Raw genomic sequence first — 16603 nt, 5'->3', positions numbered from 1 at the left:
GCCCACGTGTTACTCACCCGTCCGCCGCTAGACTCCGAAGAGTCTCGCTCGACTTGCATGTATTAGGCACGCCGCCAGCGTTCGTCCTGAGCCAGGATCAAACTCTCCAAGAAAGTTGATTAGCTCAATTGTTACGTTGGCTTAGCTTCACTTTTTTTGAAAGATTCACTAATAAAATTTTGTTGACGTTTCTGCTTTGTTTAGTTTTCAAAGAACTATTTTGTGACAGGTTTATAGTTTATCATCTCATCACCAGAAAGTCAAACATTATTTTTAAATAATATTTTTTCTGAATCAGCGAGATCTATCATATCAACCACATTAACTTTTGTCAACTGGTGAAGGATTATATTTCTAAGAAACATCTAAGTTTCATATACTGTTCCCTCATCAGATTTACTATATTACTATCATGTATCTTTAAAGTCAACTATTATTCTACAAAATATATTATTTTCTTTTATAAGATAACTATTCCATCATTAAACCATTGACTCAGCTCTAGTGCACCGCTGATTCTTTAATACACTTCGGTTATAATATAACATTATAAATTGAACAGAAAACGCGGGATCGCCATGCAGTTTACATGGTGTCAGGCACCGCTTAGGAAGGTAATGGAATGACAAATATTAAAGATTTGGCAAAGATGGCAGGCGTTTCTGTAACCACTGTTTCTCGAGTGTTGAATAATCATCCTTATGTAAGTGACGAAAAAAGGAATGCCGTTTTAGAGGCGATTAGGCGTAGTAATTACCAACAAAATATTAATGCCGTCCATTTAAGTACGGGCAAGACTTTTCTTGTAGGTGTGGTAGTTCCTTTTATCGATCACCTTTACTTTGCCCTATTAATGAAAGGAATCGCAAACGAAGCGTTAAAGCACAATTACAATTTGGTTATATTTCAGACTAACTACGTGGAAAGCCGAGAATTAGATGCATTACAAACGTTAAAACAAAAGCAGATTGATGCGTTAATTATTTGCTCGAGAATATCCACATGGAGCCAAATTGAAACGTATTTGCCTTTTGGACCAATCATTTTATGCGAGGATACCAGAGGAAAAAAAGTATCCTCCACATTTGTGGATCACAATAAAAGTTTCCTATTTGCATTAGATTACCTCTATCAAAAAGGTCACGAAAAAATTGGTTATTGCATTGGGCGTAAATCAGGTACTAATAGTAAAAACAGAGAATTAGCGTATAAGGATTTTTTAGAAACCAATCGTTTATCCTATAATCCTTCCTATATTTTTGAGGATTGTCTCCAATTCGAGGATGGAGAAAAGGTAGTGGAGCAGATTAGAAAGATGCCCCATCCACCAACAGCCTTATTGGTGACAAGCGATGATGTTGCAGCTGGGATTGTTACCTGTGCACAAAATCTAGGTGTTACTATACCAGATAATCTTGCACTTATCGGGTTCAACAATCAACCTATCGCAAAAACGATGAGTATCACAACGATTGAAATTCCACTTGAGGAGATGGGCAGGAAACTATTTTTACAAGGAATCCACAAATATGAGGAGATTTCCCAAGACGAAATCCCCGTAACATTAATTGAACGGAATACCGTTTGATTCTCGCGAATTGATTGTTTCTATCTTCTTCACTCTCCGTACCTAATTAAAAAAAATAGAAATTATTTTTTCAATCCCCTTGACCTGAAACGCGTTTCATAAACTATTCTGTTTTTGCAAGAACTCACAACATTAGGTCGGCGTTATCAGTATTTTCTGAGCGTAACGACCTGTTGTGATTAAATGGAGGGATAGAAAATGAAACAACCTATGGTGTTTTTTGATATTGACGGTACATTACTTAACGAGGATAAAGTGATTCCTGATTCCACAAAAAAAGCCGTTCGTTTACTTCAGGAAAAAGGAGTGCACACGGTAATTGCCACTGGTCGTGTTCCGAAGATGTTTTCTTGGATTCAAAAAGAATTGAATATTAGTTCTTTCATTTCCATGAACGGACAATATGTTGTATATGAAGGACAAGAAATTTATGCCAATCCAATTAACCCTGAGCTGCTTCAGTCGATTTCCACTTTGACAGCAAACAAAGGCCATGCCCTTGCCTACTGCAGCCACGATGATTTTAAAGTCAGCAAAGAAAACCATCCCTTTATTGAATCGAGTTTCGATTCATTAATGATGCCTTATCCTATAGTTGACGATTCATTTTATATAAATCGGCCAATATTTCAGGGACATCTTTACTGCAACCACGAGGACAAATATCAATACGACGACCATTTTCCTGATTTAGACTTCGTCAAGTGGCATGATTATGCTTATGATTTCCTGCCAAAGGGGGCCTCAAAAGCGGTTGGTATTCGCAAACTGCTTGAATTCGTAGATATCAATCACGAGAACTGTTTTGCATTCGGCGACGGTTTAAATGATTCGGAGATGTTATCCATGATTGGTACGGGGATCGCTATGGGCAATGGGGTTCCTGAAGCAAAGGCCGCAGCCGATCTAATTACCACAACATCTTCTAAACATGGGATTCTCAATGGTCTCATCCAGGTCGGCCTTTTAGAAAAAGACGCAGCCGCGGAATATGTAAACGAAGCAATATAACCATTGAAGAAGGATGGTTCTTAAAATGTTAGACCTTCATTTAATCAACGTCTGTCAGACGCAAATCGTCCCCTACTAATAAAATTTTCATTCTATTATCTCCTTTGCGATTGATTTTATAAGAAGTAAAATCATCTCTAGGAACCCTATCTAGCATCACAATCTTCAAGTTTACTTAAAAAAGACAAAAAGGGTGTCAGGCACCATGTGAACATGGTGCCTGACACCCTTCATTCTTCTTTTCATCCAGTTATATACTTCTTCAGCATTTCTTTTGTTTCGTAGTCGGCAAAGCTTGCTTCCACACTAGTAAGGTAAATTTGCTTATAGTCATTTTCGCTTATATTAAATTGTTTAAATACGATGTCACATTCATTTGCCATGGTAGTATCTGAAACAGTTCGGTTGTCTGTATTAACAGTTACCTTGACTCCATCTTTATGAAATTGATAAATGGGATGATCGCTAAACTGGTTTACCGCTTTTGTTTGCACATTACTTGTTGGACACATTTCGAGCACAACTTGCTTTTCTTTCACGATGTTATATGCCTCACCACAGTCCTTTATAAATACACCATGGCCAATTCTCTCTGCTCCCAAAAGTTCAACTGCCTCTAATACGTTTTTCCCTACGCCCGTTTCACCTGCATGGATGGTTACTCGATAACCATATTCTCTAGCTAAGGCAATCGGTTCTACGAATTTCCCACAAAACCCTTCCTCTTCCGATGCACATAAATCAATGGCAACTACCCCTTCGCCTAGGAATCTTCTTCCCTTCTCTACAACCTCAAAAGCACGGGAAGCAGACATTGTCCTCATGCAGGAAAGAATCAAGTTCCCCTTTATCTCATATTGCTTTTCTGCCTCCTTTATTCCAGTTAAGACCGCTTGGATGATTTCTTCAACGTCTAATCCCCCTGCTGTATGAAGTAATGGAGCAAATCTTACCTCCATGTATTTCACATTTTCGCGGGCCGCATCCTCAAAAAGTTCAAAGGTGATTCTTCTAAGATTTTCCTCTGACTGCATAACTAAATTTGGTATAGAAAATTTCTCTAAATATTCATCAAGGGATTCGCATTCTAATGGCGCAATGAGTTCTTTTAGAATATCGTCCCTATTCATCGAAGGCAGACTGATTCCATCTTTCTTTGCAATATCAAGGATGGTTTCCGGTCTAAGACTCCCATCTAAATGGCAGTGAAGTTCTATTTTAGGTAAAGTTGCAAAATTCATCGATAATTACCTCCTAATTTTAATGAAAATAAAAAAAATTCCTGATTACGAAGAAAATACAAATTCATGTATCTTCTTCGTAATCAGGAATTTATAGGTTCCTGGTAGAGACCTCCAAACCATATCATTGGAGTTATACGAAAGTATTTATTAAATTACTATTGCTAAAGAATAATAAATTCTATTTTTATTGTCAACCCTTTATACCTCCGATTGAACCGGATATATTTTCCTCTTCATTCGGACGTACCTTATTTATTTTTATAAAAACGATCTCGTACTTTTTTCAACCGGGCGTGGTATTTTAAAATGTCCAGTCTAGCTTTTTCGGCTTCTGGTGCAATCGGTCTTAATTTTTCCAGCTCCCAATAATCAACAATCACATCTAGAACTTGATCGAAATATTCCAATGGACCGTAGTTTGCCTCTTTTGCAATAATCGCCATGCGATCTTCGAAATCAGGCATTACTGTACCAGGCATTTGAAAGTTCTTAATAACATGTCCTAAATGATAACAGTAATTAGGTTCCAATTGGAGATGAAATTTAATCACATCTCGATAAAAGGCATAATGCAACGTTTCATCTTTTGCAAGACGGCGGAGCAGACTAGCTAAATCTTTATCATGTGAACCAGCTACTTTCGCAACGTTATAGTAAAAAACCATCGTTGCCAGTTCTTGTAACGAGGTATATACCATGGTTTCAAACGGCGTGTGATAATCAGGGTTCCAGCCATTCTCAACGGTTTGTTTGTGCAAGTGGTGGAGCCGCTTCGGGTCTACATTACGAGTAATTAATAAATACGTTTCAATCAGGTTTGAATGCTGGTCTTCCTCTGCTGTCCAAGTATGGACAAAATCTTTTATAACCGATAATGAACCCTTAAATGTTTGATCTAGATGCGAAGTAAACCATGGCAAGTTTACTTCGGTTAAAAGGGCGGTTTCAACCGCCGTTATAATCGACGCGGGCAGTGTGACCTGACTTTCATCCCAGGGAACACGCCTGAAATCCATTGCCTTATCCCACGGTAAGTAGTCATGATAACCCCAATCTATTTTTTCAGATCGCTTTTTATGTTCTTCATATAAATCTATAAGTTTAGGCTCCAATCGAAAGTCTAAATCATTTGTTAACATCATAATCCTCCGTTGTTGTAAAATTCGTTAGTTCCCGTACAAACATTCTTAAAAGGCGAAAATGGTCCATTTATGCCCTTTTAAAAATTCGCGAATTATTTGGCCGTTTATTAATCAACACCTGATATTAGTACCTAATACTAAAATAATTGTATCACAACTATTCTGAATCTAACCAATAAATAAAAAAAGTGAAACAGAAGGGATCGTCCTTCCATTTCACTTTTTGGTCTTACGGATTTACTTTTGTGTTAAATACTTGTTTACCATCTTTATATTCTAGGACAGTTGCTGATTTAACTGGATTGTGGTCTTTATCAATCGTAATCGTACCAGTAATCCTAGATAAATCTTTTGTTTTCTCTAATGCTTCTTTAATCTTAGTTGTATCTGTACCACCCGCACGCTCGATCGCATCAGCTAATAGATAGACAGTATCATAGCCAAGTGCATTAAATGCATTAGGAGATTCTCCATTGAACTTTTCTTTATATGTCGTTACAAACTTTTGGATTGTTTCATCTGGATCTCCAGATGTGTAATGGTTTGTGATAAATGTATTATTTAAAGCGTCAGCTCCAGCTAACTCTACTAACTTCGGTGAATCCCAGCCATCTGCACCCATTAACGGAACAGTGATTCCTAATTCACGAGCTTGCTTTACAATTAATCCAACTTCTTCATAGTATCCAGGAATAAAGATAAATTGTGGATTTTTAGCCTTAATACGAGTTAATGTAGCACGGAAGTCTGTATCTTTTGCAACATAAGCTTCCTCAGCAACAACCTTGCCGCCTGCCTTTTCGTAAGTTTCTTTAAATGACGCTGCTAAACCTTTAGCATAATCACTGGCACTATCTGCAAAGATTGCCGCATTATTTAATTTCAATTCCTTTGAAGCAAAATTAGCAGCTACAATTCCTTGGAATGGATCAATAAATGATGTACGGAAAACATATTCGTTTAATTTTCCATTATCCGCTACAGTTACGTTCGGGCTTGTTCCTGATGGAGTTAATAGGATTGTTTTCGTATCATTTGCGATTTGTGCCTGTGCTACGGTGTTACCGCTTGTTGCTGCACCAATAATCGCTGTTACTTTGTCTTGACTGGTTAACTTAATCGCACCGTTTGTAGCTTCAGCAGCCTCTGACTTGTTATCTACTTTAACAAGCTCGATCTTTTTGCCCTTTACTCCGCCCTTTTTGTTGATTTCATCAACTGCAATATCAATTCCGTTTTCAAGTGACTCCCCGTAAGAAGCAACCCCACCGGATAACTCTAGGTTTACACCAACTTTAATGGTTTTACTATCGCCGCCTGAATTTGAACTTTCTTTTGCTCCAGAACACCCTGCAAGCACTCCCGCCAATAAAGTGGAGGCCATAAACATTTTTGCCCAATTCTTTTTCATCATAAGGACCCCTTTTTTCTATTTTTTCTGACAAATCACATCGTAGATTGATAGATTATCTAACATGAACAACGATTGGATTGTCTAGGTGATTTATTAAATATTATTTTAGTACAATTAATCTCTTTCGTCTAGTATATTATTCTATTTATTTAAATATTTCTGAAACTTACGACTTATCAGATTATATGGTAACGCTTACAATACTGATTCTATGATATATCTATTTAAAAGAGCCATCTAATTATTGAAAGAATTATATTAAAAAAGAAAAGAGAATCCCTCCCTAATTTCATTACAAAAACATTTTTTTCCTGGAAAATTATTCGAATGCCGATTATTTCAGCAGGTGAATCGTCATTTTGATAAAAGTGTATTAAATCTTTTTTTCCGCATGGTGACGCACCTTGGTGGGGCAAGATTTACGATTGCTGCAACTTTACTTCTCATCATGTTTTCGCCGCGGGAGGCTAGGTTGATTGCCATAGCCAGTGCACTTGCTTTATCCGCAAGTCACATACCTGTACACTTTGTAAAACTGCTGTTTTCCCGAAAAAGACCCTATTTAATCATAGAAAAAACAAAGGTCCCTGAAAATCCATTACAAGATCATTCTTTCCCATCGGGACATACCACTGCCATTTTTTCCGTTATCATTCCATATGTCTTATTCATACCTCACCTTTCCTTTATCTTGATCCCTTTAGGGCTTTTTGTGGGCATATCCAGAATTTACTTAGGCCTTCACTATCCTTCTGATGTAATTGCTGGGGGGATACTCGGTTCACTTACGGGGAGCCTTTGCTTCTGTTTATTGTGGTTATGAGGATTACGATAAGGAGGGATTTTATGAAAATTGCCATTTTCACAGATACCTTTCATCCTGATATCAACGGGGTTGCCAGGACACTTAAACGGTTAACTAATTATTTAGAGGCCCAAGAAGGCATTGCCTTTAAGATTTTTGCACCTCGCTCATATTCCAATGAATATCATTCTACTAATATCCATCTTTTTAAAAGCCTATCTGTTTTCTTATACCCAGAATGCCGCTTGGCTTTTCCAAACCTTCTTCATATTCAATCGGAATTAAAAGCTTTCTCTCCAGATCTAATTCATGTTGCCACTCCTTTTAATATCGGCCTTTGTGGTGTTTATTTTGCAAAGAAATTAAACATACCGCTTGTCGGTTCCTATCACACCAATTTTGAAGATTATTTACACCATTATCACCTTCATTTTCTTTCAAAGATTCATTGGAATTACATGCACTGGTTTCATCAAACCTGTAAAAAACTCTTCGTTCCCTCACTTGAAACCCACCTACAATTAAAGCACCATGGATTTTCAAATTTAGAAATTTGGCCAAGAGGCGTAGATTGCCAGCTTTTTCACCCTCATTATGATAAAAATGCAGTTCGTAACCTTTACTCTATAGAAGAAAGATATCTGCTTACATATGTAGGCAGATTAGCCCCTGAAAAGGATATAAGGACACTATTAACTATCGCTAAATCACTCCCAGCTGAAATAAAAGAGAAAATACATTGGTTAATTGTTGGGGACGGTCCATTACGAAAGGAATTGGAAGCACAAGCTGCAGGAAATATGACCTTTACTGGATTCTTAACTGGGAGATGCTTGGCAGAAGTCTATTCAGCATCTGATTTATTCGTTTTCCCTTCACCCACAGAGACATTTGGAAATGTTGTTTTAGAGTCCCTTGCTAGTGGAACACCTGTTATAGGTGCGAAAGCTGGGGGTGTTAAGAATATCATTAAAGCCGGAGTTACGGGGTATTTATGTAGACCTGGTAATGCACTGGAATTTAGCGATGCGATTATTAAGCTTTTGAGGAATGACGGACTACGTGAACAAATGGGAAGCGCAGGAAGGGAATATGCATTGACACAGAGATGGGATCAGATTTTTGAAGATCTTATTTGGCATTACACAAATGTTATCGATGAACAAAATCGACAGGAATTTATCTCATGAGAAAATCTCATACCAAGTTCTTATTACCAACGTAAAAAAATAAAATGGATTAAGATGTGCTAATTTAGAGTTTTGGAGGTGTTTCTGCTGAAAATATCACGGCTTGGGCATGCCATGTATGTTTTAAAAAGTAAAACAGAAAAAAAGTATCTCATTGATCCTTTTTTTGATTTAAATCCCGGCTTTCCACCGCATTTAGATACGGCTGATTTCTACCAATCCATTGATTGTGTATTTCTAACCCACGGCCATTTCGATCATACTAGCGGACTTACGAAGTTGGTTGAGCACAAACCCGACGTTATGATTGTGGCCCAATATGAGTTAGCACTTATCCTTCTGAAGCAAGGAATGAAGAATGTGCTTCCTATTAATCTGGGAGTTTCCGTTTCCTTTGAAGATGTAACTGTCACGATGGTCCAGGCAAAACATACCTCTTCCTATGGAGAAACCCAAGGTCCTCCCGTCTATGCCGGTGAGGCGGCAGGTTATATTTTTGATTTTAAGGATGATTATACGGTTTACCATTCAGGCGATACGGCATTGATGTACGATATGAAGTTAATTCAAGATGTGTATGAGCCTGACATTGCAATCCTCTCCTCATCTGGCCATTTTACAATGGGGCCGAGAGAAGCAGCATACGCTGTTAAAAAACTACTGAAAGTTAAATATGTGATTCCTAGTCATACCTTTCCAACAAATGAAACAGCAGCCTCTCCTGAATCATTAACTCAATTGTTAAAGGCTTTTCCAGTTGTAGACTTTATGATTGATAAAGATAAGGAATTAAAAGAACTATTAAAGGATTATTCAAAAACAACCGTGATTACACTGGCATATGGAGAGGAAAAAGTTTTCGATCAGAGTCTTTGGTCTGAAGTATTAGTGGATAAGGAATTCTCATGAGGAAGGCCCCGTTCGAGAGGGGGCCTTCTTTTTTGTGATAACGGTACTACCATTAAAATGAAACCCTTAGCATTGTTGTCTTCCTAGCTCTACCGCTGTATTTTTTTCAGCGTTGAAGGAAGATATCCGGAATGTGAGGGTAAAGTCTTCGAATTTACAACGATATTTTTCTAGTTGATCCTGTCCGCACGAATTGCTGCCGAGGCCATTTTGTTTGTAGTCAATATTTAAGACGACATAGTCCCTGGGCTTTAAATCGATAGTATGCTTGGCCTTTTCTAGATCGCTAACTTCATAGTGGGATGCGCTAAAGTTAAAGGTTTCATTCGCGATAAAAATAAGACCGTTTGCATCATGATTGGTAAAGCTGACCCAGTCACAGTCGGAACGATTGCCATTTTCTTGAGGCTTCACATAATTAGTAAACAGCTCATCAACCGTTTTACTGTAAACACCAAGGGGATTCGCTTGTTTTGAATCTGGATAACTCTCTCCAGGACCTCTTCCGCGCCATTGCGTTTTATTAAAATCGTTATTTAACTGCAGGTGCAGACCAAGGCGTGGCACCATATCCGGAGCATTATCTTTCATACTGGAAGCATTTCCAACAATGTGGCAAAGAATGTCTCCATCCGGATAGATCTTATATCGATACTTTAGGTCATAATACCAAGAACTGTTTGTTGTACCATACAATGCATCTGCATGCCATTCAAATACGCCGTCTTTCAATTCGTAGTGGATCTCTTCAACGATTTCATGGCCGAGATGCATGAAATATTTTCCTCGATAATCATTAAGCAAGTACATATCATTGTCAATTGGTGCACGCCAGAAGTTAAACTGCGGGCCCTTTTCAATCTGTATTTTCCCATTCCGAGTTACTTGTTTTAGTGTTCCTTTGACACAATCGAAGGTAATGGTAAAATCATTACCACTTACGTTTAGGAACGCCCCCTCTTTTTTAACCTGGAGTTCGCCATCACCATGCGCTTTAGGCAGTTTTGACCTGCCAGAGAGCACAAAAGAAGCGTTCGCTAATTCATGTCCTTTCGCTGCCCAAGATGTATCCTGATTTAGTTTATATGAAAATACCAAATAATAATTGGCTCCGCTTACTTTTTCAATATCCTGACCAGCTGTCAGCTGAATCTCTGCAGTTTCCCGTCCCACCATCTTTGGAAGCTCTATATCAAAGGCTTCAATCAATCGGTCATCTTCAAATAACGAACATGTTAAATTCAAATGATCTAATGATAAAAAGTCATATCGATTAATAAGCCGGAAAATGCCCTTCTCTCTATCAATCCATTCTGTTTGAACAGGTTCAATCGCTTTTTTATACTCATGTAGACTTGGGGACGGTGTACCATCCGGCATGATTAACCCATCGATACAGAAGTTTCCATTCGTCGGGTCATCACCAAAATCGCCGCCATACTGGTAATAAACCGTACCATCTTCTGCCACCGTTTCAATTCCATGATCAAACCACTCCCAAACAAATCCACCTTGGAGCTTATCATATTTATAAAATAAGTCCTGATATTCTTTTAAATTTCCAGGTCCATTTCCCATGGCATGGGCATATTCACAGAGAATATGTGGTTTTTTGGACCTTTCAATCACCTGATCCATCGTTCGTCTTTCCTTATGTTCGAGCCATGTATACATCGTGCTGTATACATCGGTCACCTCTGCTGCAGAATCTCCTTCGTAATGAACAAGGCGAGTCGGGTCCATTTCCTTTGCACGCATAGCCATGGCTCGGAAATTATGACCAAAAGCAGATTCATTTCCAAGCGACCATATGATAATACAAGGGTGGTTTTTATCTCGTTCAATCATCCGTTCCAGCCTTGAAACATACGCAGTTTCCCATGCTGGATCATTACTGATCCAATCATACTTCCCTGTCAATTCAAACCCATGACATTCTAAATCCGTTTCATCAATCACGTACATCCCGTATTGATCACAAAGATCATAAAGGTAATGAGCATTTGGATAATGTGCCGTTCGGATGGCGTTAATATTAAATTGTTTCATTGTCTTAATATCGCGCTCTATTTCCTCTTTCGTAACAACTCGACCAGTCCTAGGGTTGTAGTCATGACGATTTACACCTTTGAACTTAATTGCTACACCATTTACGAGGAATGTGTCATCCTTCATGACAATGGAGCGGAATCCTACTTGCTGATGGATAACCTCTATGATTTCATCATTTTCCTTCACTGTCATATAAAGGTGGTATAAATTGGGCTCCTCCGCACTCCATTTCAAGGGGGATACTATATCGATGCTAAAAGGTTCGTCAGCTCTTTTTTCCTCGATAAAAACATGCTTACCATCTGGATCCATTAATTGATAAGTAATATTTTGGTTGCGTTGCTGCGTCAGCACAACTGAAACGGTGAGGGTCGCGTCCTTCCACTCCTTATCAAACTCTGTGGTAACGGTAAAGTCATATAGTCCAGAAACTGGTCGGGTATATAGTTCAACATCACGGAAAATTCCGCTTAGCCACCACATATCCTGGTCTTCTAAATACGTCCCATCTGACCATTGAAATACACGGACAGTCAAGCTGTTTGTACCCTGTCTGCACAATTTCGTAATATCAAATTCTGATTGAATCCGAGCACCTTTACTATAACCAGCAAATTCTCCATTGATATAAAATTCGAAGGCAGAATCAACCCCATTAAAACGAAGGATTAATTGTTCTCCTTCTATATTTCGATCAAACTCAAATTCTCGTCGATAAATGCCTGTTGGGTTTTCTGTAGGGACACGCGGTGGAATAATCGGAAAATTGTACCACAGATCAGAATAATGCATCTTCCCGTATCCTTGCATTTGCCAGTTGCCGGGCACAGCAATTTCATCCCAATCTTTTGTATCTAAATCCTCGCCATAAAAGCCATCTGGCCAATATTCAGGGGCTTCTAGAAAAGTAAATTTCCATATACCGTTTAGTTTTTGATAGTAGTGGCTATTGACCGCATCATCCGTTTCAGCCGCATCAAGAGAAGGATAGCTGTTAAAGTGAGCACGGGCACTCAAGCGGTTTATACCATCCGTATGGATGTCTTCCCATCTTTTTAATTTTTTCATCATTTAACCCCTCAATCGTTCAAGTTTTTATTCCCATTCGGAGGTAACGTAAAGATTCAAGTATCTTACCTATCCCTTAACACGCTCTCCGCAGCAAGAAGGTGACCAAGTAGAAGGAATACGCTCGAAGTCCAAGTAAATGCCGGGTCACGAAGTCCTGTCCCAGTTAGTGCATCAAAGTTTTCCGCCATCCCTGATTTCGTTGCCATTGCACAGAATTTCTCTGCCACATCAAGAGCTGCCTCCTTTTTGCCGGAAGATAACAACCCATCCGTGAGCAGCATGGTGGTTGGTGCCCAGATTGGTCCCCGCCAATATCCATCTTCCCTGTACAACGGACTGTCCGGCATCTCGGTTGCTAGTCCATATTTTGTTAAAAATCCCTTGTTCGTTAGCTCTTCTACCAGCCTATTTAGAATTTTAGGCGGAAGCCTATTTCCGAGAATCAGAGGGACATATAAAACTAGACTGTTAGATTCAATTACTTCATGTGTACCTGACCGTTTTGCGACAAAGCCTTGCCCGTCCCAAAAGTGGTCAATCATCCTACTTAACAATGCCTGAGATTCATCCAGCCATTTTCTAGCTTCATCAAATTTCCCCATCTTACAGGCAATCTCCGACAGGACCTCCATTTGAATGATTAGAAAAGAAGAAAGGTCAGGACTTTCAACTGGTGTTCCTTTATGGAAAATTGTGCTATTATCCCAGCCACTGTCATTTCCATGATTATATTGTGGAATCCCATCTTGGTCGCTATCCTGGAACGTCATCCACCACTTCGTCCATTTTTCCAGCGGCTGATAGACTTCCAGAAGCTTATCCTCTGTAACAAAACCGTTTTGTTCCCACATGCGCCTTAGAGTCCAGCCATGGATGGGCGGTTTGGTAAAATTCCATAACGCAGACCTATTATTGACAAAGTCTGGCAGCATCCCTGATTCATCCTGCAAATCGAAAAAGATCATAAACTGGTCCCAGGCGAGCTCAGGGTTATTTTTTGCTAATGCTAGGGCATTAAAGCAGTGATCCCAACTCCAAATGTTTGTCATCCAGTTCTTCGACATATACATCGCCGGCCTAGTCAGCATTCCTTCAGCCGGAACCACACAGGACCATGTAATATAGGAGGCTATCTCTTTTCCTTTTGCATACTTTTCCGGAATCTCAAGGGTATTTGCTAACCAGGTCTCATATTCCTTTGCAACTTTTTGATGCCCTTTCGTAAAAGAGGAATAGGTGCGGTTTTTGTAAGTGGTCGTAAACTCCTCAATTACACCTTCCATTTCCTCCATGTCCGAATTCGGAAGAAAATCGACAATAATTTTTTCACAGCGCTGCTCTCTGAAAGGTGCGTCCACTACGAGGCGTCCCTTTATTGATGTAAGCATGTATCGCATTTCCTGACGAGAATGGTTAACTTCCCAGCGATCCTCTTCCACCGCAACTGCATAATCATAAGCACCAGTAATACCCGTCAGTCTTACACCAACTCCATGACTTCTAATTTGTAAAACACGGGATTCCGTTATACAAAATTCTGCAAAACCTGCTGAACTTTCGAGCCGGAGCATACTTGGAAGTAGGACAGCTTTATAAGGAACTGGGATTCCCTCAAACGTAATATCAATCCGGAACACTTCTCCAAACTCATTGTCCCCATTTCGGATATTGCGGAGGTAAAGCGGACTATCCCCATCCTCATGATGATTTGGTGAAATGGTTATAAAAGAACCATACCGGCTGAATGGGATTTTTTTTATATCAAACATTAGATCCACTCACTTTCAACATTCATTTGTTATCCGATCATTCGTATTTACCCGGAACTCTTGATCCGTTTCGAAGAATTTCGGTCTGATTAAATAAGTAAAGTATGCATAGCCGAGAAGGAGAAGCAGGCCCGCCAAAATAAATGGAAGGGTATAGTTTTTTCCAGCTAGGATAATACCGACAAAAAATGCGGCTAACGCCGAACCAACGCTTCGAAATACGGCTCTCATTCCTGCATACAAATCCCTTTCCTCATCCTTAAATGATGACATGGATAAGCTGTCAGCCAGATTGGTCAGCATCGTAAATACCCCGCCTCTTACTAATAGAAGCGTGGAAAAGATATAAGGATTGATGTTTAAAAATAACAGAAAGCAAAGAATGATATTCACCATGTAAATATAAAGAAATGTCTTTCTCACCCCGAAACGGTCGATCAGTGCTGGTGAAAAAACAGAACCGATAAACAGCGCCAGACCATTTAAAGCCAGCAGCAGCGAAACAGACTCATTCGAGAAATCGAAACGAAACTTTATAAATAAATTCAAGTAAGGCTGCAGGCAGGAAACTGCACCACCAGTAATTAGTGCGAAAACAGCAAAGAACAATAACTTTTGCTTTAAATCCCTCGTAGGCTTACTTTTAGTCTGAATCAATGTTTTCGGTTCAGGACCTTTTATCATCCGCTGATAATCTTGATCTTCCCGCCCAACCGTTTTCCTTCGTTGCTCAGTTGGCAGCAAACTTCCCCTTGCAAAGGCTAATAATAGAAACAATATGGATGTAGCTACTAATGTATTTTGGTAGCCTCTCTCCGAAAGCTCAATCCAATGTGGCAAAAAGCCGCCAATTAGCGTTCCCGCTCCCAGAAAAGCAGTAAACACTGCAAATAAAAAGCTATAAGCCTGGGTTTCTTCCCTTTTTGTCCGGCTATAATGGAATAACAATTGTATTTCCGTTGTTTCTACAAGCGTTAGACCCATGGAAACCACAAATTGGGCACAAAAAAAGAATGCAAAGCCTTCTGCAAAAGCAAAAATGCTGCATCCAATGGCAATACTTGTAATCCCTGTAACCAGCAGCTTTTTCCGACCAGTTTTTTTAGCCAAGATGCTCACAGGTATTGCAAGGATTCCCATTACTAAAATACCCATTGAGGTGATGAGTCCTATTTGCTTTTCTGTCATACCCATTTCAATTAAATGCAGATTCAAAATTAAGGTAAACATTCCAATGCTCAGCCCGTACAGAGACTCTGTGGCTAAAAAACGTTTCACACCAGACGGTAATGTAAGAAATCGTAACGACTGTATCATAGAGCGTTCAACCTTTCATTCACCCAAAAGTTATTGGAATAGTCATATCCCATTAATAAACCTAACCAATCAGAAGGGATAACTCCCTTCTAATTAGTCCTTGTTTTAACTCATTATCCCTTTACCCCTGACTTAGAAACATCCTCGACAATGTAGCGCTGTGCAGCGAAGAAAAGAACAAGCGGCGGGATGCTGATTAAGAAGGTTATCGCCATGATTCCCTCCATATCTACACCAAACATTCCTTTGAACTGTGCAAGACCAAGAGTCAAAGTATATTTGCTCTGGTCATTTAGAAACACGAGTGGCCCTAAGTAATCATTCCAGCAGTTCAGCATGCTAAACACTCCAACTAGGATTAAAACTGGCTTCATCAGTGGAAGATAAATTTTATAAAAAATTTGGAACGAGTTTGCACCATCTATCCTCGCTGCTTCATCCAACTCTTTTGGTATGCCCATGATAAACTGGCGCATCAAAAAGATATAGAATGGAGCACCGAACCAAGCGGGAACAATCAACGGTTTTAATGTATTGATCCAGCCAAGGAAATTAAATTCCATATATAAAGGAATCATTGTCACTTCCCACGGAATCATCATCGTGGCAAGGAGCACCATAAATAAGAAATCTCTTCCCTTAAAGGTAAACCTTGCAAACCCATAAGCAACGAGTGCAGACGAAACCATTTGACCAAGTGTTGCTAAAATTGTCACCGTGAGTGAATTTGTTAGAAATTGTGTAAATGGCTGAGAAACCCACGCTTCCTTAAAATTCTCAAAGTGAAGGCTGGAAGGAATCCACTTCGGCGGGAACAGATAGAGCTCTTCTGGTGATTTTAACGAAGTCGTCACCATCCAGAATAATGGCGCCAGAAATAACAGCGAGAAAAAGATTAAAAGACCGTATATAAAGGTTTTTTCAACCCTTCTTTTTATTTTCATAATAAAACCCCTCGTATTGATAACGTATTGTCAAAACTTTTATATTAAAAAAGTTAATAATCCTTGATTTAAAGGGATTTAAATGCAAAAAACTTGCCACCCCCGTGAAATTAGGTTAAAAGTGAGGTTACCACACCGAACACCTAA

Annotated in this window: 12 protein-coding genes, 1 rRNA gene and 1 riboswitch; of the genes, 5 read left to right on the top strand and 8 right to left on the bottom strand. The window is 39.2% G+C overall.

The annotated features are described in order from the left end of the window. Positions 1 to 113, bottom strand: a 16S ribosomal RNA gene (locus tag ACE198_RS27365); the annotation flags it as partial. 509 nt (positions 114 to 622) lie between these two features. Here ACE198_RS27365 and ACE198_RS27360 point away from each other — a divergent pair. Both ACE198_RS27360 and ACE198_RS27355 read left to right on the top strand, forming a co-directional pair. Continuing rightward, positions 623 to 1588: a LacI family DNA-binding transcriptional regulator gene (locus ACE198_RS27360; RefSeq protein ID WP_375377736.1), complete on the top strand. Its 966-nt coding sequence runs from the start codon at positions 623 to 625 to the stop codon at positions 1586 to 1588. A gap of 198 nt (positions 1589 to 1786) precedes the next feature. Next, positions 1787 to 2599 carry a Cof-type HAD-IIB family hydrolase gene (locus ACE198_RS27355; RefSeq protein WP_375377735.1) on the top strand — a complete coding sequence of 271 codons (813 nt, stop codon included), beginning with the start codon at positions 1787 to 1789 and terminating at the stop codon, positions 2597 to 2599. A gap of 242 nt (positions 2600 to 2841) precedes the next feature. On the opposite strand, the gene add is transcribed toward ACE198_RS27355, so the two are convergent. From add to ACE198_RS27340, 3 genes are all read right to left on the bottom strand, one after another. Then, complete coding sequence (gene add, locus ACE198_RS27350) at positions 2842 to 3840, bottom strand: adenosine deaminase (protein ID WP_375377734.1); 999 nt, start codon at positions 3838 to 3840, stop codon at positions 2842 to 2844. Between the two features lie 60 nt (positions 3841 to 3900). Next, positions 3901 to 4001: riboswitch (purine riboswitch) on the bottom strand. A gap of 90 nt (positions 4002 to 4091) precedes the next feature. Beyond that, positions 4092 to 4982, bottom strand: a complete 891-nt coding sequence (locus ACE198_RS27345) for an acyl-ACP desaturase (protein ID WP_098570956.1) — start codon at positions 4980 to 4982, stop codon at positions 4092 to 4094. Between the two features lie 232 nt (positions 4983 to 5214). Beyond that, positions 5215 to 6399 carry an ABC transporter substrate-binding protein gene (locus ACE198_RS27340; protein ID WP_375377733.1) on the bottom strand — a complete coding sequence of 395 codons (1185 nt, stop codon included), beginning with the start codon at positions 6397 to 6399 and terminating at the stop codon, positions 5215 to 5217. A 286-nt stretch (positions 6400 to 6685) separates the two neighbouring features. On the opposite strand from ACE198_RS27340, the gene ACE198_RS27335 reads away from it, so the two are divergent. From ACE198_RS27335 to ACE198_RS27325, 3 genes are all read left to right on the top strand, one after another. Next, on the top strand, positions 6686 to 7222 hold the full coding sequence (locus ACE198_RS27335) for a phosphatase PAP2 family protein (protein ID WP_375377737.1): 537 nt from the start codon (positions 6686 to 6688) through the stop codon (positions 7220 to 7222). A gap of 23 nt (positions 7223 to 7245) precedes the next feature. Then, positions 7246 to 8394: a glycosyltransferase family 4 protein gene (locus tag ACE198_RS27330; RefSeq protein ID WP_375377732.1), complete on the top strand. Its 1149-nt coding sequence runs from the start codon at positions 7246 to 7248 to the stop codon at positions 8392 to 8394. A gap of 78 nt (positions 8395 to 8472) precedes the next feature. Continuing rightward, positions 8473 to 9303, top strand: coding sequence for a metal-dependent hydrolase (locus ACE198_RS27325; protein ID WP_375377731.1), 831 nt, complete (start codon positions 8473 to 8475; stop codon positions 9301 to 9303). A gap of 66 nt (positions 9304 to 9369) precedes the next feature. Here the strand turns inward: ACE198_RS27325 and ebgA are convergent, their stop codons facing one another. The 4 genes from ebgA to ACE198_RS27305 form a co-directional block, all read right to left on the bottom strand. Further along, a complete protein-coding gene (gene ebgA, locus ACE198_RS27320; protein ID WP_375377730.1) occupies positions 9370 to 12423 on the bottom strand; it encodes a beta-galactosidase subunit alpha in 3054 nt (1017 codons plus the stop codon). 65 nt (positions 12424 to 12488) lie between these two features. Further along, positions 12489 to 14195, bottom strand: coding sequence for an amylo-alpha-1,6-glucosidase (locus ACE198_RS27315; RefSeq protein WP_375377729.1), 1707 nt, complete (start codon positions 14193 to 14195; stop codon positions 12489 to 12491). Positions 14196 to 14210: 15 nt separating this feature from the next. After that, complete coding sequence (locus ACE198_RS27310; protein ID WP_375377728.1) at positions 14211 to 15512, bottom strand: MFS transporter; 1302 nt, start codon at positions 15510 to 15512, stop codon at positions 14211 to 14213. 113 nt (positions 15513 to 15625) lie between these two features. After that, positions 15626 to 16456, bottom strand: coding sequence for a carbohydrate ABC transporter permease (locus tag ACE198_RS27305; protein WP_375377727.1), 831 nt, complete (start codon positions 16454 to 16456; stop codon positions 15626 to 15628). Positions 16457 to 16603 lie beyond the last annotated feature (147 nt).

It is taken from the genome of Neobacillus sp. KR4-4 (genome assembly GCF_042136325.1).
In the GTDB taxonomy this organism is placed as follows: domain Bacteria; phylum Bacillota; class Bacilli; order Bacillales; family Cytobacillaceae; genus Neobacillus.
The sequence above is the reverse complement of the archived record's forward strand: the minus strand, read 5'-3'. Positions and strand labels throughout refer to the sequence as shown.

Coding starts and splice junctions, on each gene's coding strand:
- ACE198_RS27360 (WP_375377736.1), top strand. CDS start 623: ATGACAAATATTAAAGATTTGGCAAAGATGGCAGGCGTTTCTGTAACC.
- ACE198_RS27355 (WP_375377735.1), top strand. CDS start 1,787: ATGAAACAACCTATGGTGTTTTTTGATATTGACGGTACATTACTTAAC.
- add (WP_375377734.1), bottom strand. CDS start 3,840: ATGAATTTTGCAACTTTACCTAAAATAGAACTTCACTGCCATTTAGAT.
- ACE198_RS27345 (WP_098570956.1), bottom strand. CDS start 4,982: ATGTTAACAAATGATTTAGACTTTCGATTGGAGCCTAAACTTATAGAT.
- ACE198_RS27340 (WP_375377733.1), bottom strand. CDS start 6,399: ATGATGAAAAAGAATTGGGCAAAAATGTTTATGGCCTCCACTTTATTG.
- ACE198_RS27330 (WP_375377732.1), top strand. CDS start 7,246: ATGAAAATTGCCATTTTCACAGATACCTTTCATCCTGATATCAACGGG.
- ebgA (WP_375377730.1), bottom strand. CDS start 12,423: ATGAAAAAATTAAAAAGATGGGAAGACATCCATACGGATGGTATAAAC.
- ACE198_RS27315 (WP_375377729.1), bottom strand. CDS start 14,195: ATGTTTGATATAAAAAAAATCCCATTCAGCCGGTATGGTTCTTTTATA.
- ACE198_RS27310 (WP_375377728.1), bottom strand. CDS start 15,512: ATGATACAGTCGTTACGATTTCTTACATTACCGTCTGGTGTGAAACGT.
- ACE198_RS27305 (WP_375377727.1), bottom strand. CDS start 16,456: ATGAAAATAAAAAGAAGGGTTGAAAAAACCTTTATATACGGTCTTTTA.